The following is a 21627-nucleotide window of genomic DNA, read 5'->3' as shown; positions in this document are numbered from 1 at the left end:
TTCACTGGCTACAGCTCTTTATTATACCAACTAATTCATGAATTAGCTACAAGAAATACTGACTAATTTAGGATTTTGCAAAAATCCACACAACATGCAATACAATAAAAAGTCGCCGCCCTAATATAGGCAGCGACCACATAATCTAGCACATTTCAGAACACACATACATTGAATCATCGTCTTTTATATATCCGAATCGAGTATTGTACTCTGGAAATTATATATTAAACATTAAAACGGAAATGCATAACGTCTCCGTCCTGCACTACATATTCCTTACCTTCCAGACGAAGCTGACCACGTTCCTTAGCCCCGTTCATCGAACCAGCAGCGACCAAATCGTTGTAGGATACAACCTCGGCACGGATAAATCCGCGTTCAAAATCCGTATGAATTACGCCCGCAGCACCCGGTGCTTTCGTTCCTTTGTGAATAGTCCAAGCGCGTACTTCCTGCACACCTGCTGTGAAATACGTATACAGGCCCAGCAAGCGATAAGCTGCTTTAATCAGACGGTTCAATCCGGATTCAGCTAATCCCAGCTCCTCAAGGAACATCGCCTTGTCTTCGCCTTCCAGCTCAGCAATTTCAGATTCTACCTTGGCGCTGATCGGCACCACTTCTGCATTTTCATCTATGGCAAAATCGCGTACCTTTTGCACATATGGATTGCTGTCAGCTTCCGTTACGCCATCTTCGCTGACATTAGCTGCGTACAATACAGGCTTCATCGTAAGCAAATGAAGATCGCGTACAATCAACCGTTCTTCATCCGACAATTCTAAGCTACGCGCCGGTTTATCAGCATACAGCGATTCCTTGATCCGCTCCAGCACTTCAACCTCTTGGGTGTACTGCTTGTTGCCACCCTTCATGTTTTTGCGGGAACGTTCAATACGCTTGTCTACGCTTTCGATATCCGCCAGAATCAGTTCCAGATTAATGGTCTGAATGTCGCTGATCGGGTCAATTTTGCCGTCCACATGGGTAATGTTCTCATCTTCAAAGCAACGTACCACATGTACAATCGCATCCACTTCACGAATATGAGCCAGAAACTTGTTACCCAGACCCTCGCCCTTGCTCGCACCGCGCACAAGTCCTGCAATATCAACAAATTCAAATGCCGTTGGCACCGTTTTATTCGGTACAACCAGTTCAGTCAGCTTATCCAGCCGCTCATCCGGTACTTCAACGACACCCACATTCGGGTCAATCGTACAAAATGGATAGTTTGCGGATTCCGCACCCGCCTGCGTTATTGCGTTAAACAGTGTTGATTTGCCCACGTTCGGCAGACCCACAATCCCCGCTTTTAAAGCCATAATCAGAACAACTCCCGTTTATATAAAATATGCGTTATGCCATCCGTTAGTTTACCAACCCACATTATATATGAGAACCTATACACGCGGCAAGCATACGGTTATGAAATTCAGGATTTTGCTATATCCCTATTTAGATTTCTTTGCTCATCTGGATATCCGTAACCCGATAGCCCGATTTGCGATATACATGCAAAGCTCGCTCATTATGCCCAAATACATGCAAACCGATGCGGACAGCTCCCAGTCTGCGAGCCTCCTTTTCCAAAGCCTCCATCGCCAGCGTACCTAGACCTCTCCCCTGGTATGAATCGTATACAAGAATATCCAGTAGAAAAGCTTCTTTTCCTTGCGCGCCGTCCGTAATATTGAACCAGATATAGCCAGCTTCCTCCTGACTCTGCCCCCCGGCATCGGAAAACATCAACATATACAGGTGAGCATGAGGTGTGTCTAGCCTCTGTGGCAGGTATCGAGCAAAACTTTCTGCCGCACGTTCTGGTGCTTCTTCTACCGTCCATGTACCTGCTTGGATTTTCTCATCCGCATAGTCGGCAAGCGAGCGTTGTTCAAATCGATCATATTGCTCCGCATTCATCTGAACCAATGTAATAAGTCCGCTCATCCATTTACCTTCTTTCTTAGTCGAGTCGTGTCTTTAAGCCCTTCTATTCCATCTACCCCAATCCCAAACATGACCGTTCGGAGTTCCAGCTCCACCTGCTCCAGGCGTGCTTCCAGCGCTTCGCTGGAGTCAACCGCCGAACCGAGCAAAGAACGCCCGAAGCCTGCCATGTCAGCCCCCAGAGCGAGCGCCTTCGCTGCATCGACACCGTCTCTCAGTCCACCGCTACCGATCAGAGCACCATGTGGCTGAGCAGCTCTAACTTCCACGATACAATCAGCGGTTGAATTTCCCCAATCCGCAAACGCCTCCGCCGCGGCACGACGCACAGGGTCAGGATTACGAAATTTCTCCACTTGGCTCCAGCTTGTCCCACCTGCGCCAGCGACATCAATAAAGGCAGCACCCGCATCATACAGTCTCGATGCCGTCTCGCCATCTATGCCCCAGCCTACTTCCTTCACTCCTACAGGCACTGAAAGCTGACGACACAACTCCTCGATGCGCTGAAGCAGGCCGCTAAAATCCAAATTCCCTTCGGGTTGAAAAATCTCCTGCAATCCGTTCAAATGCAGCACCAACATATCTGCTCCGGCAATTTCCACTGCACGGCGACAATCGTCCACGCCAAATCCGTAGTTCAGCTGCACCGCACCCAGATTGGCAAGGACCGGGATGCTGGGTGCTAGACGGCGAACCGCAAAGGTTGAAGCTAATTCTTCCCTTTCCACCGCAGCCCGTACCGAACCGACGCCCAGCGCCCAGCCGCGTCTCTCCGCTGTCTCTGCTAATCGCTCATTAATCGCTCCTGTCTCGGCGCTGCCGCCTGTCATGGAGCTAATAAGTAGCGGTGTTCGTACAGCCTGTCCTAAAAAGGTAGTATCCAGACGAACCTCGTCAAAATGCAACTCCGGCAGAGCGCAGTGCTTAAAGGCATATCGCTCTAGCCCGCTGGTGATGCCTTGTCCGGCCACATCTTCTTGCAAACAAAGGCGGACGTGCTCAATCTTCCGTTCGCCTGTCCGTGCGGCAGGTAACAAAGAGCCGGATCTATTAAAACCGTCAGGTGCTCCTTTTTCATTTTCTGTACTACTCATCTATGTTCCACCTCATCCAAAGTCACTCTGTTTATTGTATCAAGTTCAAGAAGCACAAATAAGACCGTTCCCGAACACGGTAACCGATCTATTTATCGTCTCTTATATCAAATATCGTAGCCCTTAATATGGCTATTTTAAGATACTTTCATTGTATCATGGATGGAAAAATATATACACGATCGTGAACATTTTTTCTTTCGGAAACTCTACAGAAAAGCCGCTCCTAATTGAGCTGCCGCTTTTCTGCAAAATGCCTATTCGAAAGGACAATCCCTATCCCAGCAAGATAAAGGTCTTTACAATCTCCTTTATCCCTTCATCGAATCAGGTACAGATGAAATGCTTTCTGCTTGCTCCTTCGTACGCCCATGTCCAAATTTGAATACGAGAATACCACTGATAATGACCAATACACCGATCAACTTGTTAAAGGTAAACGGAATCTTTTCTAATCCCAGCCATCCTAACGAATCCCACAACAGGGCGGTACCTAATTGTGCCGTCAATACAATGGAGATTGCATAGGTCGGGCCAAGTCGCTTCATTCCTTGTACCAGACAGAACACAACACCGACACCAATCATGCCACTGAACCAGTACCACGGCTGCATATGCTGTAAAGCAAATGTATTTTTCCCTTCAAAAATAAGACTCCCGAGTAAGGAAGCCAAGAACCCTGTTCCCAGCACCAATGTTGTTGTGGCCCACGATCCTGTCCGTTCATTCACCTTATTATTGAATATCGTTTGTAGACTGACCAAGGCACCTGCGATAATCGCCAATACAATTCCTAATAACATATTTTAACTCTCCCTTGATGATCCCTGATATTCTTCTGCCTTTATCCTAAATGCTCCTATTACAATGATTCATAAATATTATGTCCTGCCAGTTCACTCAAACCTTTTCTGTCCCGAATGACAATGTAACCTTTGGTCCGTTCAACCCATCCATCTTCAATCATTTTGCGAATGACACGGTTGAGATGTCTATAGCTGGTTCCGATCAAATTCGCCACATCTACCAGACTAGATGCACGTAATTCCTCATGAAAAGCCGTATTCGATTCGTCAAAAGAAACCGATAGCAGGTAGCTCGCCAGCCTGACTTCCACCGGATACATGAGATTGAAACTGGAAAAGTCGGAGTCCAAGCAAAACTTTCGCGTGACAATATCCAATAGAAATTGCAGCAAAGGAGCATAGTCTCTGCCGTATTTGTTCATCCATTGGTGGTGAATACCGATCACATAGATCGGAGACACTGCCTCTACTGTGTTGATAACGTGACTACTCCGAATATATTCAACATCTCCTATGACCTCGATCGGTGTTTTGAAGCAAAGGATCAGGGTCTTCCCTTCTGTAGAACTGGTATAAATCTTGACCTTGCCCTGCACCAGTATATATAGATGTTCGATGGAGTCTCCCTGTGAACAGAGCCTTTCCCCTTGCTCCAAACGATGCAACGACAAATAAGGATGTAGTGGCTCGTAGAGTATGGATTCCAACTCATGCAGCTGCAAAAAATATTTTAGCTGCTCTTGATCCTGAATTTCTCTCATTCCTAAGCTCACCTTCAATTTCTACATTCTAAGCTTTCTTACAAGTTAAAATTCTATTTTAGAGCTTCAGAATAATTACACCCGCGATCATCATACCAATACCTATAAATTGTGGCAGCTTCATCTTTTGCTTCACTATACCGAACCATCCCTTGATATCTACCAGGAAGGTTAAACACAACTGCGCAATCAACAACGCCGAGATCGTGAACGTAACCCCAATATGTTGGATTGCCGTGACTTCACTAAATATAATAATAGCTGCAAAGGCACCGCCCCAAAGATACATCGGCTTTACCTGTTTCATTTCAGCTACATTGCCATCCCTTGTAAACATCCAGACTAATGCTGCCAAAATAAAGCCTATTAGCTGAGTAACAGTGGCCGCCGGCCATGTACCGATATCCTGACTAATCCGTGTATTCGCTACCCCCTGTAGCGTAATACACGCTCCTCCCAGAAAAGCAAACAAGATTCCTCTCATAAATCGTTATTCTCCCCATGTAAATGACTTTTCTATATATTAAAGTATAGGGCAGACTCTCTATAAAGGACATATGTCCTCAATGAATAGTAAAACATACTCCATTTCATTCCATTCAGTATCCGCGTCAATCCTGCACACTTGCGTTAATAACTTGACAGTATCCCATCATAAAACTGCATGTTCCGGCACGATAAAATGGAATGCAGTATTCAATTGAGGAGTTGATCGTCATATGACTACACGTGATCCGCTGCATTCTGTGCCGGAATATCAAAGAAAAACCGGGAAAAAGGGCCGTACTCTTAAAATCGCTATTCTGGTACTTATTCTCTGGCTGATTACCGTCATGCTGTATCAGACCCATAAACCATTGCCTCCGTTCGTCTCCTATGAAAGTCAGGAATATTCAACCCATGAGGTAAACTTCTGGACGGATTTGACCTATCCCACCGGGGATGGAAGCACTGCACAGCATGAAGGACAAATTTTGAATCGTATGCTCGGGATCATTGATGAAGCCCAACAATTTATTGTCATCGACCTGTTTCTGTTCAATGACTATAAGCATAAAGGTCAACGCTTCCCCCAAGTCAGCGCACAAATGACCGATCATCTTATTGCCAAAAAGAAAGCTCATCCGGATATGCCTATCTTTTTCATTACAGATGAAGTCAATACCAACTACAATTCTGCCCCCAATCCTTTGTTGGAGAATATGAAGCGAGCAGGGATTCAAGTCGTGCAGACCGATGTAGACCCGTTGCGGGACTCCACCCCCATATATTCGGCAGTGTGGCGTACCTTTTTCCAATGGTTCGGGCAGCAGGGCACAGGCTGGATTCCCAACCTGATGGCCAGTGACGGACCTGATGTAACGGCTCGCTCCTATCTTAAGCTGTTAAACGTCAAGGCCAATCACCGAAAATTGGTTGCCAACGAACAGACAGCGCTCATTTCTACAGGCAACGTGCACGACGCGAGCGCCTATCACTCCAATGTAGCGCTGGAGGTGAAGGGGCCTATCATCGGAGACATTTTACAAACAGAGCAGGCGGTGTTGGACTTTTCGGGCGGTGGGCAGCTTCCTGCCTATACACCACAAGCTGAACCCAAAGTTCCATCGAATAAGGACAGCTATCGGATCAAATATCTAACTGAGGGCAAGGTGTACACCTCGGTTCTGGATGGCATCGGGCAGACGAAGAAAGGTGACAGCATTCATATGGGCATGTTTTATTTGGCTGACCGCAAAGTATTGAACAGCCTGCTGGATGCCTCTGCGCGCGGTGTAAACATCCAATTGCTGCTGGACCCCAATGAAAACGCGTTTGGTCAGGAAAAAATCGGCATCCCCAATCGTCCGGTTGCCCAGGAGTTGTCCGATAAATCGGGCGGGAACATTCAAATTCGCTGGTATCATACCACCCATGAGCAGTTCCATACCAAACTGATTTATATCGCCAAGGCACAAGGAGAGCATATCATTTGGGGTGGCTCTACCAATCTGACCCCCCGTAATCTGGATGATTTGAATCTGGAAAATGAATTGTGGGTGGCCGCTCCGGCGGACAGCAAGCTGACCCGACAGGTTGCGGCCTATTTTGATAAGCTATGGAATAATCAGGGGGCTGAATACAGTTTGGATCTAGCAACTTACGAGGATCATTCAACATTTTGGAAAGATATTATATACCGTCTACAGGATATTTTAGGCTTTACTACATTTTAACTACGGGATACTGCTGCAGCGAATTCGTTTATGCTTACAGCAGCGGTGACAGCAGCCGCGCGAGAGATTCCATCAAACGTTTGAACAGACGTTTTTTCATGAATTCTTCGCGTACGATCAGACTGGCAGAGTGCAAATCTCGTTCGTAGTCTGTTACCATCTGCTGCACACTGTGCGTTTGAATTAACAGAGCGTTAACTTCAAAATTCAAATGAAAGCTACGCATATCCATATTGGCTGTCCCGATGGTCGCAACTTCCCCGTCAATGATGAGGAGCTTGGAGTGAAGGAACCCTTTTTCATATTCATATACCTTGACTCCAACCTCCAGCAACGACTGGAAGTACGAATGGGACGCGAGGAACGGTAGCCATTTATCCGGTTTTGCGGGAAACAGAATACGCACGTCCAACCCGGACAGGGCAGCCATCCGTAAGGCAGTCAGGATATCTTCATCCGGGATAAAATAAGGAGTGGCAATCCAGACTGATTTTCGGGCAGATGTGATCATGGAGAAAAAGAGATTTTTAAGTACTCTCCGCTCATTATCCGGGCCGCTGGCAATAATCTGCACGCCTCCATCCGTAATGGGTTCAATATTGGGAGACAGATATTCGCTATCGAGCACCGACTCGCCCGTCATGTGAAGCCAATCCTGTAAAAATATAAGCTGCAACGTCCGCACAGCTTCGCCCTTCACAATCATATGCGTATCACGCCAAAAGCCGTAGGCTTTGTTGCGGCTGAGATACTCATCCCCTACATTTAGTCCACCAATTAATCCGATATTACCGTCGATAACTACAATTTTACGGTGATTACGATAGTTTACCCGGCTGGAGAAAAACAAGATCCGAGCACCACCGTATGCAACGACCTCTACTCCTGCATCTCTCATTTCCTTCAAAAATGACTTCGACAACTGAATACTGCCCACCGCGTCGTACATAAACCGAACCTTAACACCCGCTTTGGCCTTTTCGATCAAAATCTTCTGAATGCTGGTACCGATATCATCCGACCGGAAAATGTAATATTCCATATGGATATGATGCTGCGCCTTGCGCAGTTCTTCCAGCAAAGTGGAGAAGGTTTCATCTCCATTGTTCAGAATTTGAGTTTCTGTCGCAAAATAAATCGGGGAGCGGGCCAGTCTGCGGGCCAAACGCATCAACTGCTGCTGCTCATCTGTAAAGCAGGTCAGATCCCGTTTGACTCGCAAAGCATCCTTTTCAATGCGGTCGTAAGCCTGTTGGTCACGCAATGCCTTTTTGTCATACTTGCGACGCTTGAATACATTTTGCCCAAACAAAAAATAAAGAGGAAGTCCAACGACTGGCAGCAATGCCAGCAGCAAAATCCAGGACATCGTGGTGGAGGGATTACGATTCTCCGTAAAAATAATCAGACTGATGGAGATCACTGTCAGAGTGGAAAAAATACTGATGACAGTTCCTTCATTTTTGCCGATGTAATTAAACAAGCCAAAATAATAAATAATAAACACCATAGCCGCGATCAATACGGCCAGTAAGCTTCGCCTCATAACTAACCTCACTTCCAGTGGACTGCATTTGACAGGTATTCTTCATTATATTGTACATGAGCCCCTTATTTCTTCCCACTTTTTTATTAAAATGTTGATAAAAAAATCCAAAGAAAAGCTTTATACAAAACGCAATGATGCTGGGTTGACACTTACTTTTTTTCGTGTAAAAATAAACTAACGAACGTTAGGTAGGTGAAAATAATGGGGATGGAAGAGATTCGAAAGGCCGCTCTTTTTCAGTTTGCCACCAATGGGTATGAGGGAGCCTCCTTGAGCAGTATTGCCGCTGAGGTCGGTATCCGAAAACCGTCTATATACGCGCATTTCCAAGGCAAGGAGGATCTGTTTCTACAGGTGGCGAGGTACGCTTTTCAAGAGCAGAATTTACGTATTTTCGAATACTTTACGGAACGTAAAGATCAGCCGCTTAAGCATACCCTGCATGACTTCTTGTTTTGGATGGGACAGGAATATGAGAGCAACGACTCAGCCAAGTTTATGCTTCGCTTTTCCTTCTTTCCGCCTGTATCGTTGTATCACGAGGTGCTGGATATTGTTAATCCTTTTCTGGATAAAATGGAGCGAAAATTAACTCGCCGCCTCCGGAATACACGGGATCGGGAACCCTTTGGGCATATGGAGCCAGTGGATGTGGCTTTAGCCTTCATGACACTGGTGGACGGAATCATGGTGGAGCTACTGTACAGTGGAAGCATCAACTACCACCGAAGACTGAACGCTGCATGGCCTATTTTTTGGCGTGGGATTACGTTAACCTCACCTCATGAAGCGTGAAGCCGTCGAACTTATAAAATCTATTTTTGAGGAGAACATTCATCATGAATCGCAGTTGGATTTACGTTTTTGTTGGCGGCCTGATTGAGGTCGTATGGGTATCGGGTTTGAAGCATGCGGATTCTGCACTCGCCTGGGCTGTAACCGTGCTGGCTGTGGTAGCCAGCTTTTATTTGATCATGAAGGCTGCGAAGCGTTTGCCTGTAGGCACGGTATATGCTGTATTCACCGGACTGGGGACAGGGGGAACGGTCGTAGGCGAAATGCTGCTATTTGGGGAACCGTTTCAATGGTCCAAAACGCTGTTAATTGCCCTTTTGCTGGCAGGTGTGGTCGGCCTGAAGTTAGTTACCGACCGTGATGTTCAGGAAGGGAGTGGCGCATAATGGCTTGGATTGCATTGGTTATCGCGGGATGCTCGGAAGTGTTAGGAGTCATCGGTATGAAGGGCGTTACGGTGGGCAAAGGCTGGAAGTCCTTAGTGCTTATGGTCTTATCCTTTGTTCTTAGCTTCTCTCTACTCAGCTATGCCATGAAAAGTTTGCCTATGGGAACTTCCTATGCGGTATGGACAGGCATCGGAACGGTTGGCAGCACGATTACAGGCATGTTCTTGTACGGTGAACAAAAAAGCGTACTGCGTGTTTTATTCATCGCCATGATTCTTGCCGCAGCATTGGGATTAAAGCTGATATCTTAGCATGAGCGAATGGCATCAAATGTTGCAAATTGCTGATCTTAAAGGAGTGATGCCTTGTGATTACCACCGTAACGCTTAACGCGGCTGTGGATAAAATCTACACGGTTGCAGGCTTCGGTTTGAATGCCGTCCACCGCATTGAAGGCGGCCTGACGGTACCGGGCGGCAAGGGCGTGAATGCCGCCCGCGTCGTTCGCACGCTCGGCGAGCCTGTACGAGCGACCGGGTTTGCTGCCGGACACACTGGACGGCTACTCATTGACGGGTTGAGCGCAGAAGGCGTAAGCGCCGATTTCATCGAAACGGCTCATGGGGAGACCCGTCTCGCCATTACCGTGCTCGACCCGTCCGCGCGCACGCAGACCGAGCTGATTGAGAGCGGGCCAACCGTTGGGCCGCTTGAATTAGCCGCACTACGGCGCAAAATCGAGACCCTTGCCGAGGATTCGGCTTGGGTCGTATTCTCCGGCAGCCTGCCACCCGGCTGCCCGCCCGATCTGTATGCCGAGCTGTGCACGCTGGCGAAGGCGCGCGGCGCGCGGGTGGCGCTGGACGCGAGCGGTGAGGCGCTGCGCTTGGGGCTGCGCGGAAAGCCCGACCTCGTGAAGCCTAACGAGGACGAGGCCGCCCACTTCGCGGGAATCGACGCAGCGCGCCCGGATGCCGCTGAAGCGGCGGCAGCAAAGCTGCTGGAAGCCGGAGCGCAGCTGGCCGTCATCTCGCTCGGCGCGCGCGGGGCGCTGGCGGTAACGAGCGATGCGCGCTACCGCGTGAGCCTGCCAGACGCGGACATTGTCAGCGCGCTCGGCAGCGGTGACGCCATGGTCGCCGGACTGGTCACCGGCGCGGCGACGGGGCTGGATCTCCCTGCCATGCTACGGCAGGGAGCGGCCTGCGGCACAGCGGCAGCTCTGCACGCCATGGCTGGGAAGATCGAGCTCCAGGACGTGAAACGTCTGGAGCAAGGCATTACGGTGACGCTGTTGTAATTCAGCGTCACTTTTTTTTATTTCATCCAAGCATTCGCTTATCTTTATTTCACAAATACAGTTATTCCGAATGCTCTATATTCCAAATGTTCGGTTCTCCGATTGGCTTACAGCAAAACCCTGTTCTCCAGTATATTTTTCATACAAATATGCGACTTCGAAGGACCCAGCTTGACTAGTGAATCCTGAAGCTCTGCAATTTCCTCTACTGACGCGGTTTGTACCTTAATGAGATAATTAAATTCCCCACTAATGCGAAATAAATCGGTGACTTCCTTCGCCTCTCTACAAAATTCAACCAGCTCTTGGCAATGTTCTGTCTTTATTAGAATAAATGTAGTCGTCCCTCGATTCATTTCCCGTAAATTAAATACGGTGCTATATCCAGAAATAATCCCTCGTTCTTCAAGCTTGGTTATCCTTTCTTTAACAGACGGCTGTGACATCGAGATTTCTTTACTGATTTGGGAAATAGTTATCCGAGCGTCATGCTGTAGCAATTTCATGATTTTGTAATCTATATCGTCAATGTGATGCTGCATATCGAGCCCTCCTAACCTGAATTTAAAAAAATAATATTTTTCACCCAAATTAACTTTTATTTAATAATTAATGTAGTATAAAAACCTTACTTTAAATATATAAGCACCCCATAATTATTCATATAATAAGGTTTACTTACATGAGGATTTTGCAAAAATCTCATAAGCGACTTCCAATGAACAATATATAGATCGAAATGGTCTAGTTCGTCTATATATTGCACTTCGGAGCGGCTGGAATCGAATTTCGCAAAATCCTGAATCAAAAGGAGGATCTGAAATGAGCGTAAAGGGACTAGCGCATGTTGCCATACAAGCCCGTGACTATCAAGCGACCATTGCATTTTATACCAAGGTATTGGGATTTAAAAGAGGACATCACTGGAGTCTTCCGTCTTTTCGAATTCAAGAGGCTTCCATGCTGATCTCACCCGATCAGAGAACCTGTCTCGAAATTTTTGATAATGATGCTGTCATTCCTGCCCAAGGAAAAAAAGCTTCATCCGAGCAAGAGATTGCTCACGGGGCTTTATTACACTTGGCATTTTACGTAGACAATGTAGATGAAATATATCAAAAAGCCCTTGCCCACGGAGCAAGAACCTTTGTGGAACCCAATCAACTTACACTTGGGGAACCTCCTCTGATTGTAACAAATGCATTAGTCCACAGTCCTAATGGTGAGGTTATCGAATTTATCAAGGATGTTGATTTTGATATGTCCCTATCGAGCAAAAACTAATCCTCGCAGCTATTAAAAAGATCCACTTCCCGGTGAAGTAGGATCTTTTTATATTCCATACAGCTCTGCCGTTATCTCTATGGAAGAATTAAACTGTTCCTAAAAACGTCCGATATATTGATTATCGCTTATTTAAAGGAGTAGATTATCATCTCAATTGATTTCAATGTGTATTGGTTTCATTTTAGCTCCGATCTGCTGATGCCATTGTTCAGCTTGATTGGACTGCTACTCATCTATTTGGGATTCAGAACGATCCGTCGTCATCGTTATCGTAAACGCCACTGGATCCGTACCAAGGGGCAAATCGTTGATGCGCATATCGAAGTAGATATTGATGTCGTTCCCTTTGACCGAGATGATCCGGTAGATACTAGCTACACCCGCCGATTAAAGGTGCGCTTCTATACAGCTTCAGGTGAAGCCGTAGAATTCTGGAATCCTTATAGCACCAACCTAAGCCTCAACCGGGTTGGCAGCAAGATTAAGGTATTATACAATCCATCCAACCCTCGGGACGCCCGAATTGCAGGCGGTATAAATGGTGCTGGCTGTCTGGCCTTTATGCTGTTTTTGATCGGTGTTCCCTTTGCTTTGAGCGGGGTATTCGCTGTTTTGAAGTTTTTCCTCTAACTAGGCTTGGATCACATACTGGTAATAAAATTTATCGCCATATACATCGCCAGGACTAAAATAATCAGTGCCGATATTTTGTTGAGCACAGTCCCAAACTTCCCTTCTGAATCCATACGTCCCACGAGACGCCCCGCCGTTGCCAGACCGATAAACCATATCCAAGATACGGACACGGCAGCCAGACCAAAGGCCCAGCGTTCCCCGCCGTCATATTGAAGGGAGCTGGTTCCAATTACCCCAACAGTGTCGAGTATGGCATGTGGATTCAATAGCGATACCGAAGCGGCAAAAATCATCTGTCGTTTCGGGCGCATCGCCTGACTTTCTCCTGAGGAAGCTGCCTTCGACCTCCATAGAGTCCAGGCCATATACAGCAGAAACAAACAGCCCGCTGCATAGAGTATGTTCGTGAGCCATAGAAATTGCTGCAAAATAAGAGACATGCCCCCAACCGCAAGCGTGATCAGGATTGTATCACAGACACCCGCTGTAATGACAGCAGGCAGTGCATTGCGAAACCGCGACTGGGACGCCCCTTGATTAAACACAAATACATTCTGTACCCCCAAAGGCAAAATCAAACCCAGCGCTAGTAAAACAGCATGGATAATAGCTTCCAACATGTTATGTACTCCCCTCAAAATCATTACACTTCTTCTCTCTCATCTCCTGTTATTTCCTTCCGTTCTTGATGTGGTTATCGTTCTGGTTTTTCCAGGTTCTGTGCACGTTCGGTACGTTTTTTTATATGCTCCAATTGCTCCACTGTAGTCTGATAATCTTGCGGGTAGTTCATATTAAATACAGCTTGCCGCCACATCTCTAAGCTCGCACCTGGCCAATCACCCACTGTCTCATAACGAACGTTCAATGAATCTAGCCAGTCGATCAGACGAAGACGTCCACTACGCAGACATTGCTCGGCAGACGGCAACACACTTTGATGATATATGCCTAGCAGCGGATGTATACGTCCATCCACAGAGGCAATCACTGCCTGTAATGCTGGTTCTGCTGGCTGGGGCGATGAGCCTTTTCCTGTCAAGGGTGCATGATCCCCCTGTACTTGTTGTTTTCCTTGTTCACTGCTTGTCTCTTGCGCCGCTGTCCAGTTCGTTGCGTGAGTAAGCAAAGCACACAATATCTCTGGCTGCACGAAGGGCATATCGCAGGCAACGACAATGCTCCACTCCGTTCTGGAAGCAGAAAGCCCCGCATGAATGCCGCTCAAAGGCCCTAAGCCGGGATACAGGTCTCTTGTCGTTTCCAGATCAAACTCTCTATACTGCTGCGTATCCCGGGTCACTACAATAACCCGTTTTGTTACCTGCCCTAGCACAGCAGCTATTCTCTCCAGTACCGTAATCCCTCCCAGCTGAAGCAGCGCCTTGTCCTGTCCCATTCTGCTGGAGCGTCCGCCTGCCACGATAATTCCAGTCACCTCCACCATCACCATCGCACCTCCTTTTTGCTAGACAAATTCTATCATTAAACACGGATAAATCTAATAATATCATCTATATAAAGTATAAAAAATGGCGATCCACCTGGATCGCCAAAAAAGAGGGTGCCTATTCGTCTAGTTCATTACTTTTAATTCGTGAACTTAATAAGTTGCAAAAATCGTTTTATTATGGAAGTAGCCTCCGCCCGGGCCGCCTGCTGTTTGGGCGCAAGCAAGTCGGGAGAGACACCCTTAATTAAGCCTTGCTCTGTAGCCTGCGCCATAGCATCTTGAGCCCAAGGAGAAACAGTAGATGCGTCGCTGTAAGTCTCTTTATATTTCTCATTAGTAGGATCAGCATTCAGTGTTTGAGCATAATGTACAGCCTTTTCGGTAATAACCACGATTTCCTCACGCGTAATTAACCTTTCTGGTCCAAATGACTGATCCCCATAACCACGAATCAAACCAGCTTCCACCGCAGCTCCAACACTACCAGCATACCAGGCATTTTCTTTCATATCTGTAAAAGACTTTGTTAACGGCTTCTCCTGCATACCAAGTCCGCGAACAAGCATTGACACAAATTCAGCTCTTGTTACAGCCCGATTTGGTTCAAAAATATCAGGCTGGACGCCTTTTACAATTAGCTTATTTGCCAGCATCTCGACATCTTTTCGTGCCCAATGATTCTCCAGATCCTTAAATTTTTTATCTGCTGAGACTACAGCATAAATACTGTTATGATTTGATTTGATAATTGCCTCTGTTTGTCCATTCACATTCCGAATCAATACAGGAACAGATGACAACACACCTGTCTGAGGATCAAACCATACGGCCGCTACATGCTCAGGATCAACTTCATGATCGAGAATCAATTTCCGTTCCACGTAATGCCCGAAAAATTCAGTGATCTCTTGATCTCCAGCCATAAGCTTGAAATCAACCGGGTTTACCACAACATTCGCTAAACCCGTGTCAGCAATAGCTTGTCGCACTTGTACACCGTTTTCGCCTGACAACGCTGAAATTTCGACGATCAGGTTGTCTTCAGGATATAATGAGACCAATTTGCCAACCAATTCAGTAGAAAGAGTAAACCGGGCTACTGCTGTGTGAATGCTAATCGGCACCTTTGTATTTTCTTTCTCATATTCCTTTAAAAAGGTAGAAGGTATACTCACTTTTGCTGCTTTATTGTACCCCGAGGCGTCCACGACCAACTCTTTCTGCTCACCGATTGTAACATTCAGGGCTTGGCTGACGTCTCCATCATTCAAACCAATAAGTTGAATAGTGCGGCTCTTATCGGCTACTGTCTTAGCGTCTGTTGATACGACACCCGTCTTGGTCTCTGTTTGGGAAGTCGCTGACGAGGTATTCTGAGCTGACGTTTCTTTATCCTTAGAACGATGTGAGCGCTCATCTAGCGTACGGAACGTCCAATCCTCCGGCGTATGCATACCCACATACGGATTCATCGCCAAATCCGTCAGTGCTCCCGAGGTGATTTCCAGATAGTAGGACTTTCCTTGTTCCAGTCCACCCGATAACCCAATGTACGCTATATTTTCCTGGCCTTTTAACGTAAAATTCGAATTCCCAGCTCCGGATACCCGCAGCTCTCGCACTACAGCCCCACCCGAGACTTCACGGAGTCTTACGTAACCGTGGTTCCACTTCATCGGCTCATTAAACTCCAGCATAAAGCCTGCATACTGGCCTGCACCACTAAGCTCTGAACCTTCCGGTGATACCTTCCTTACCAGCTTCGGCGCTGTGGTGTCTGCCGTCTGGAAGCTCCACATGTTCTTGTCCCAAATCGCATTGGTACCTTGACCCGCGCGATCTACAAACATACCCGAGCTGACCTCCACATAATACTGGGTACTATCCGCCAGTGGATGATCCAGTTCCATCCGCACATGCTGACCGCTGATATGTACCGTGCCACCTACGACTGTACCTCCGCTCACGTTAATCCGGCCCGCTTCACTTCCATCCTTCTGGTGCACCACCAGATGGCCTGTACCTAGCTGCACCTCTTCGCTGAATGCCATTCCTAGCTCCGGTGTGAGCGTCCACATATTTCCGTGGGGAGACATATAGGTATAATAAGGTCTCTCATCTTGCACGCGGAACGTCCACTCCTCTGGAGTACGTGTACCCACATACGGATTCATCGCCAAATCCGTTAGTGCTCCCGAGGTGATTTCCAGATAGTACGACTTTCCTTCCTCCAGCCTGCCTGACAGCATAAATTCGACTACATTATCATGTCCTTCTAACGTACTGTTTAAATTTCCTGCACCGGATACTCGTAGTTCGCGAACCACTGCCCCACCTGAGGCTTCGTGAAGCCTTACATAGCCTTGGTTCCACTTCATCGGCTCATTGAACTCCAGTATAAAGCCTGCATACTGGCCTGCACCACTAAGCTCTGAACCTTCCGGCGATACCTTCCTTACCAGCTTCGGCGCGGTGGTGTCTGCCGTCCGGAAGGTCCACATGTTCTTGTCCCAAATGGCATTTGTCCCCTGACCCGCACGGTCTACAAACATCCCCGAGCTGACCTCCACATAATACTGGGTACTATCTGCCAGTGGATGATCCAGTTCCATCCGCACATGCTGACCACTGATATGTACCGTGCCACCTACGACTGTACCACCGCTCACGTTAATCCGGCCTGCTTCACTTCCATCCTTCTGGTGCACTACCAGATGGCCTGTGCCTAACTGCACCTCTTCACTGAAGCTCATGTGCAGGTTCGGGGTGAGCGTTTGACCACTCCCTTCTGGATACAGATTCGTATAACGAGGCCGCTCATCTCGTGTGCGGAATGTCCAGTCCTCCGAAGTATGCATCCCTACATATGGATTCATCGCCAAATCCGTTAGTGCTCCCGAAGTAATTTCCAGATAGTACGACTTTCCCTGTTCCAGCCCACCCGAGAAGGAGAAGTAGGCTGTATTTTCCCAGACTGATTGGGATTTCCCCGTTCCCCACTGACCCGATATCGGTAACTCACGAACCACTGCCCCACCCGAGGCTTCGTGCAACCTTACGTAGCCGTGGTCCCATCTCACTGGCTCATTAAACTCCAGCATAAAGTTCGCATCGTAGGGACTTACGCCACTCATGTCTGGGCCCTCTGGTCCCTTCCTCACCAGCTTCGGCGCTATGGTGTCTGCCGTCTGGAAGGTCCACATGTCCTTGTCCCAAATCGCATTGTTGCCTTGACCCGCGCGATCTACAAACATACCCGAGCTAACTTCTACATAGTACCGGGTACTATCTGCCAGCGGATAATCCAACTCCATTGACACGTTCTGACCGCTGATATGTACCGTGCCACCTACGACTGTACCTCCGCTCACGTTAATCCGACCCGCTTCACTTCCATCCTCCTGGTGCACCACTAGATGACCTGTGCCCAGTTGCACCTCTTCACTGAACGACATAGCCAGATTTGCGGACAAAGAAACGCCGCTTTCCTGAGGTGAAAGCCATGTATAGTATGGAGGCTCGTCCATTTGCGCCTGCATATAGACTGATAAGGCCACGGGGGATGAGGAAGCGTCTTGTATGAACCCGTCCGACACCGACACATTCTCCGTCGTATTGTCGCTTACGCTCTCCGATGCAAACGTCGCTGAAATATATGGGTTGGCTAGGTTGAGCACCTGTGTTGTCAGTACACTTACCTTAATCATTCGATTTACATGATTCTTATTTCTTTTCTTCTTACTCATATACGTGCTCCTTTTTATCTAGGTGTGAATGGAATGGTGAAATTCATGGATCTCATTCTTGATTTCCATATAATCCTGCTGGCATTTCCATATGAAATCCCCGAAGTACAGCAGAATTTGCTCCCCTCTGATTAGAGGATTCCTACTGCTCTGAATGGCGCCCATTTTACTGTACAAAAACTCATACAGCATACGATGGCGAGGAAGAACATATACTTTGAAAAAACAATTACCTAATAATGAGGCAAATAAGTCATCAAACTGTCCAAAGGACACGTTCAGCATATTGGCCTGCTTCAGACTGAGCTTATGTTTGATGCCGAGCAAAGCATGATGAATCTGTTCCATAATGGTTTGAAAAACCTCTTCATCCCGCTGAAGCTCTTCAATGCGTGACCTCAGAAACATGAGATCGTATTCCGAATTACTGCTGGTTTGCAGCCACGCATCGTCAATAGCACCTTTTAACCGCGTCTGGACTACCTCTTCCAAGTTCTGAAAAGATGTTCCTTTGATAACAGCGCCTTCACGCGTTGTGTTTATAAATTCAGTTCCCTTCACTGTACTAATGTAAAACTCCATCTCTATTTTCATTTTAATAAAAGAATGTCGTGTAACTACCTGTTGACCATGAACACCCTGTACACGCGGCAAATCGGCACTAGCTGGAACACCTTGGGCATGAGTAATCCCCTCAGCATAATATTGTTCATCCCGATAAGCTAAATTTTGCCCTACCAACACAACAGGGTCTGCTTTCATCTGGATCAGACATTGGAGTGCAATGACCGCTACTGAAGGAGCATCGTTAATAATCGTTGGTTTATTTCCCTCCGGTGTACGCAATACGTGTTTGGAGAGTTCATCCTGAGAAATAATGATATGCATAAGACGACCTGGATAATGATCGAGTGTGTGTTTACCGACCGTACTGCCGAAAATAAGTGGAATTGAATCAATTCGCTTGTCGATCACCTTTTGAATTACATTTACGTTGTGTTCGTTCGGGTCATAACTGAACGTGCCGTGCGGATAAATGCCATGCTCCACCAGCGTGTTCACTGCCGATCCTACTGTAAACAGATAAGCAAGATTATTCTCACGAATATGTCGCAGGTGCTCAATTTCGTCGTTAAGCGAAGGGCCAGCGGATATTACTAAGGCTGGCTTACCCCTAATATGCTCTGAGCCCGCCTGCAGAAAATCCGAACTATGTAAAATATAAGGGAAATTATGAATACTGTTTAACGCCCATTTTTTTTCGTACACGTTATTAATAGCCATTTTGTCCTTCTTGTTAGAGACCATTTTGTACAATATTTCATTAAACTTCTTCAGTTCCGCAGCAAATAAGGAGCGATACGGGAGCCATGGAACAACTAGGATCCCAGATACACGGTCGATCAACCTATGCAGTGTACCGATTGTCTCTCCTGTCATTCCTCCTACCATTACCTCTTCGATCATCTCATCAGCCAGCCAATCGTTTTCATTCAGATGCTGCAAAAAAATATTCATCAAACCAGTGTCGGGCTCGACGATGGAGAAGCTGGTATTCGGGTACTTGCGTAGAAATTCACGAATATGGTACCCAAGTCCTACACCAAAAAAGATCACGTGCGCTTGAGGTTTAACCTCGTTAAAACCCAAAACAAATAATTCTGCTTCCCGCCTAGGTTGCTCAGGATCATGCAAATAATATGATTGTCCCTCACGAGTCAGTATTACATTGGGCTCGTTGGTTTCAGAAGTCACCAACGCACCTCGTTCTCCTGCCTGAAGCAAAAGAAGCCGAGGAAATCGGTGGTACAAGGAATTGTCTCTATGATGCTGCAATGCCGTTTTCCATCCCTTTCCACCCGATATTTCATAAAACCAACTATACAGGCCAGTCGATTAAACCTATATCATTTCTTACGAAGCATAGTATTCTGATTTTATGTAATATCTGCGACAATATATTTTTATTCAAGAAAAAATAATCCTAAATTCTCCTGATTATGGATTAAGTATCGGCTATTCTATGTATAAACTTTAGGTCTTAAGAACCTATTTATAAATAAAGATTTTGTAACTAACCAAGCATTTACTTGAACTAACCATATATAGTCTTAAACCCTGTAGTTCGTCTACATGTCGCCCCTTAGAGCTACAAAAACAATAACTAGTAAAATAGCGAAATAATCATTAAGTTTGCATAAACCAATATCAAATTAGTATCTTCTAATAATTATTACATAATTGTTAATTTATTGGTTTGTTAACCCTTTCAACACATGATACATTGGAATAAAGAACCTCCCACAGATCGGCATCGATGCGCAATTCTCTATCGGGCTAAGAAAGGAATGGCTTGTCTTGCAAAAGAGAGAAATTCAAGAGACTCCTCTATATTCCTTAAAACTGTATAATTTTTTTCTATATGGAGCTATGGTCATTTTCTCCAGCTTCTTCCCGTTGTATCTGCAAGATATCGGCATGGACAAGCTGGAGATCGGGAGTCTGATGGCTATCGGACCTTTTGTATCCGTATTCGCGAACCCTTTTTGGGGCTATACAAGCGACCGGAGCCGTAACCTCCGACGTATTCTACTATTTATGATTATAGGTACCTTGTTATTGCTACAAGCTTTATTTCATGTCCATACGTATATCATGATTTATGTGGCGATGATTGGTTTTTATTTTTTCCAAAGCCCTTTATTTGCGCAAAGCAACAGCCTAATTCTCAGCTATATTGAGGGCACAGACCGGAAATTTGGTTCATTCCGTATATGGGGCTCCTTCGGTTGGGCTGTGACAGCAGCAGTTGCTGGCATAGTTATTGACCAAACGGGGATATCCAGCATATCCACCATCTTTACGGTACTTCTTCTGGCTGCATTGATCTGCACCTTGTCGATTCCACCACTGAAAAGCACTGTGGAGACAGCAACCATTCATTTGCGTGGCTTTGGCAGCGTTCTAATGAACGGATACTTTATATCCTTTATTTTATTGGGCATCCTTGTATCCATCCCGAATTCGATCAACAGCGCCTTTATGTCCCTGTATATCACCGAACTGGGTGGGTCCAAACAAATGCTTGGTTTTGCCGTTTTTATGTCATCGGTATTCGAAATTATTGTATTTTTGCTGTTTGATCGCTTCTTGAAGAAAAGAATGACCGTGATGGTCGGTTGTTTGGCACTCGTCAGTTTGCTGTTTGCCTTACGGTGGGAACTGATGGCTCTGGCCACAGACCCGATTCAGATCGTGTTCATTCAGGCACTTCATTGCGTCACCTTCGGTGGATACTTCTATGTAGGCACCCAGTTGACCGTCCTATTTACCCCTGCAGCATACCGATCATCCGGACAGGCCGTATATACCTTGACCTGGAGTGGTATATCCGGTATCGTAGCAGGTTTTGCGGGAGGTTGGCTATTCCAGAACTTTGGCGGAGAAATGATGTACCATGCAGGGGTCTTTTTCGCCCTACTTGGCTCTGTGGGATTCGCTATCATGTGGTATATGCTGTACAAGAACGGTTATCAGCCAGGACTGCCAGCGGGCACTAACGAATAGAAGAAGCCCCTTAACAACACTAGAGGAATGAGGTATCCCCTTCCCTTCTGGCTTGTTAGCAAAGGCAATAGA

Annotated in this window: 20 protein-coding genes; 8 read left to right on the top strand and 12 right to left on the bottom strand. The window is 46.6% G+C overall.

Features of this window, described 5'->3' with window-relative positions:
* Positions 1 to 227 precede the first annotated feature (227 nt).
* The 6 genes from ychF to NLX82_RS15410 all read right to left on the bottom strand — a co-directional run bounded on the left by ychF (position 228) and on the right by NLX82_RS15410 (position 5101).
* On the bottom strand, positions 228 to 1328 hold the full coding sequence (gene ychF / locus NLX82_RS15435) for a redox-regulated ATPase YchF (protein WP_023990724.1): 1101 nt from the start codon (positions 1326 to 1328) through the stop codon (positions 228 to 230).
* A gap of 133 nt (positions 1329 to 1461) precedes the next feature.
* Positions 1462 to 1953, bottom strand: coding sequence for a GNAT family N-acetyltransferase (locus NLX82_RS15430; RefSeq protein ID WP_028542186.1), 492 nt, complete (start codon positions 1951 to 1953; stop codon positions 1462 to 1464).
* Positions 1950 to 3050: a type 2 isopentenyl-diphosphate Delta-isomerase gene (gene fni / locus NLX82_RS15425; protein ID WP_023990726.1), complete on the bottom strand. Its 1101-nt coding sequence runs from the start codon at positions 3048 to 3050 to the stop codon at positions 1950 to 1952. The genes NLX82_RS15430 and fni overlap by 4 nt, the downstream gene beginning before the upstream one ends.
* A 311-nt stretch (positions 3051 to 3361) precedes the next feature.
* Positions 3362 to 3853, bottom strand: coding sequence for a DMT family transporter (locus NLX82_RS15420; protein WP_254348487.1), 492 nt, complete (start codon positions 3851 to 3853; stop codon positions 3362 to 3364).
* A 59-nt stretch (positions 3854 to 3912) separates the two neighbouring features.
* On the bottom strand, positions 3913 to 4617 hold the full coding sequence (locus NLX82_RS15415; protein ID WP_053326275.1) for a Crp/Fnr family transcriptional regulator: 705 nt from the start codon (positions 4615 to 4617) through the stop codon (positions 3913 to 3915).
* Positions 4618 to 4675: 58 nt separating this feature from the next.
* Entirely contained in the window at positions 4676 to 5101 is a 426-nt protein-coding gene (locus NLX82_RS15410) for a DMT family transporter (RefSeq protein ID WP_023990729.1), read from the bottom strand.
* Between the two features lie 235 nt (positions 5102 to 5336).
* Between NLX82_RS15410 and NLX82_RS15405 the strand changes: the two genes are divergently transcribed.
* Positions 5337 to 6833 carry a phospholipase D family protein gene (locus NLX82_RS15405; protein ID WP_025721845.1) on the top strand — a complete coding sequence of 499 codons (1497 nt, stop codon included), beginning with the start codon at positions 5337 to 5339 and terminating at the stop codon, positions 6831 to 6833.
* 34 nt (positions 6834 to 6867) lie between these two features.
* Here NLX82_RS15405 and cls read toward each other — a convergent pair whose 3' ends face one another.
* Positions 6868 to 8379 carry a cardiolipin synthase gene (cls, locus tag NLX82_RS15400; RefSeq protein WP_023990731.1) on the bottom strand — a complete coding sequence of 504 codons (1512 nt, stop codon included), beginning with the start codon at positions 8377 to 8379 and terminating at the stop codon, positions 6868 to 6870.
* A gap of 204 nt (positions 8380 to 8583) precedes the next feature.
* Between cls and NLX82_RS15395 the strand changes: the two genes are divergently transcribed.
* Genes NLX82_RS15395 through NLX82_RS15380 form a run of 4 tightly spaced genes read left to right on the top strand, consistent with a single transcriptional unit; the run spans position 8584 to position 10866 of the window.
* Positions 8584 to 9177 carry a TetR/AcrR family transcriptional regulator gene (locus tag NLX82_RS15395; RefSeq protein WP_023990732.1) on the top strand — a complete coding sequence of 198 codons (594 nt, stop codon included), beginning with the start codon at positions 8584 to 8586 and terminating at the stop codon, positions 9175 to 9177.
* A 44-nt stretch (positions 9178 to 9221) separates the two neighbouring features.
* Positions 9222 to 9563 (top strand): DMT family transporter, encoded by a 342-nt coding sequence (locus NLX82_RS15390; RefSeq protein WP_023990733.1) that lies wholly within the window; start codon positions 9222 to 9224, stop codon positions 9561 to 9563.
* Entirely contained in the window at positions 9563 to 9877 is a 315-nt protein-coding gene (locus NLX82_RS15385) for a DMT family transporter (protein WP_013312355.1), read from the top strand. The genes NLX82_RS15390 and NLX82_RS15385 overlap by 1 nt, the downstream gene beginning before the upstream one ends.
* A gap of 56 nt (positions 9878 to 9933) precedes the next feature.
* Complete coding sequence (locus tag NLX82_RS15380) at positions 9934 to 10866, top strand: 1-phosphofructokinase family hexose kinase (RefSeq protein WP_076156434.1); 933 nt, start codon at positions 9934 to 9936, stop codon at positions 10864 to 10866.
* Positions 10867 to 10973: 107 nt separating this feature from the next.
* On the opposite strand, the gene NLX82_RS15375 is transcribed toward NLX82_RS15380, so the two are convergent.
* Positions 10974 to 11408, bottom strand: coding sequence for an Lrp/AsnC family transcriptional regulator (locus NLX82_RS15375; protein WP_069081118.1), 435 nt, complete (start codon positions 11406 to 11408; stop codon positions 10974 to 10976).
* Positions 11409 to 11688: 280 nt separating this feature from the next.
* Between NLX82_RS15375 and NLX82_RS15370 the strand changes: the two genes are divergently transcribed.
* Together NLX82_RS15370 and NLX82_RS15365 are read left to right on the top strand one after the other, a co-directional pair.
* Complete coding sequence (locus NLX82_RS15370; RefSeq protein WP_076156437.1) at positions 11689 to 12150, top strand: VOC family protein; 462 nt, start codon at positions 11689 to 11691, stop codon at positions 12148 to 12150.
* Positions 12151 to 12318: 168 nt separating this feature from the next.
* Positions 12319 to 12783, top strand: coding sequence for a DUF3592 domain-containing protein (locus tag NLX82_RS15365; protein WP_076156440.1), 465 nt, complete (start codon positions 12319 to 12321; stop codon positions 12781 to 12783).
* 11 nt (positions 12784 to 12794) lie between these two features.
* Here NLX82_RS15365 and NLX82_RS15360 read toward each other — a convergent pair whose 3' ends face one another.
* The 4 genes from NLX82_RS15360 to NLX82_RS15345 form a co-directional block, all read right to left on the bottom strand.
* The gene (locus tag NLX82_RS15360) at positions 12795 to 13409 is read right to left on the bottom strand and encodes a LysE/ArgO family amino acid transporter (protein ID WP_254348486.1); all 615 of its coding nucleotides are present in this window, start codon (positions 13407 to 13409) and stop codon (positions 12795 to 12797) included.
* Between the two features lie 74 nt (positions 13410 to 13483).
* Positions 13484 to 14236, bottom strand: a complete 753-nt coding sequence (gene mobA, locus NLX82_RS15355) for a molybdenum cofactor guanylyltransferase (protein ID WP_179085362.1) — start codon at positions 14234 to 14236, stop codon at positions 13484 to 13486.
* A gap of 143 nt (positions 14237 to 14379) precedes the next feature.
* A complete protein-coding gene (locus NLX82_RS15350; RefSeq protein ID WP_254348484.1) occupies positions 14380 to 17988 on the bottom strand; it encodes an Ig-like domain-containing protein in 3609 nt (1202 codons plus the stop codon).
* An 18-nt stretch (positions 17989 to 18006) separates the two neighbouring features.
* Complete coding sequence (locus NLX82_RS15345) at positions 18007 to 19824, bottom strand: motility associated factor glycosyltransferase family protein (RefSeq protein WP_226887717.1); 1818 nt, start codon at positions 19822 to 19824, stop codon at positions 18007 to 18009.
* Positions 19825 to 20346: 522 nt separating this feature from the next.
* Here NLX82_RS15345 and NLX82_RS15340 point away from each other — a divergent pair.
* Positions 20347 to 21555 carry an MFS transporter gene (locus NLX82_RS15340; RefSeq protein WP_068938947.1) on the top strand — a complete coding sequence of 403 codons (1209 nt, stop codon included), beginning with the start codon at positions 20347 to 20349 and terminating at the stop codon, positions 21553 to 21555.
* Positions 21556 to 21627 lie beyond the last annotated feature (72 nt).

Origin of the sequence: Paenibacillus sp. A3M_27_13, assembly GCF_024213315.1 — a bacterium.
In the GTDB taxonomy this organism is placed as follows: Bacteria; Bacillota; Bacilli; order Paenibacillales; family Paenibacillaceae; genus Paenibacillus; species Paenibacillus polymyxa_B.
Note: the sequence above shows the minus strand (reverse complement) of the source record. Positions and strands in the feature narration are given on the sequence as shown.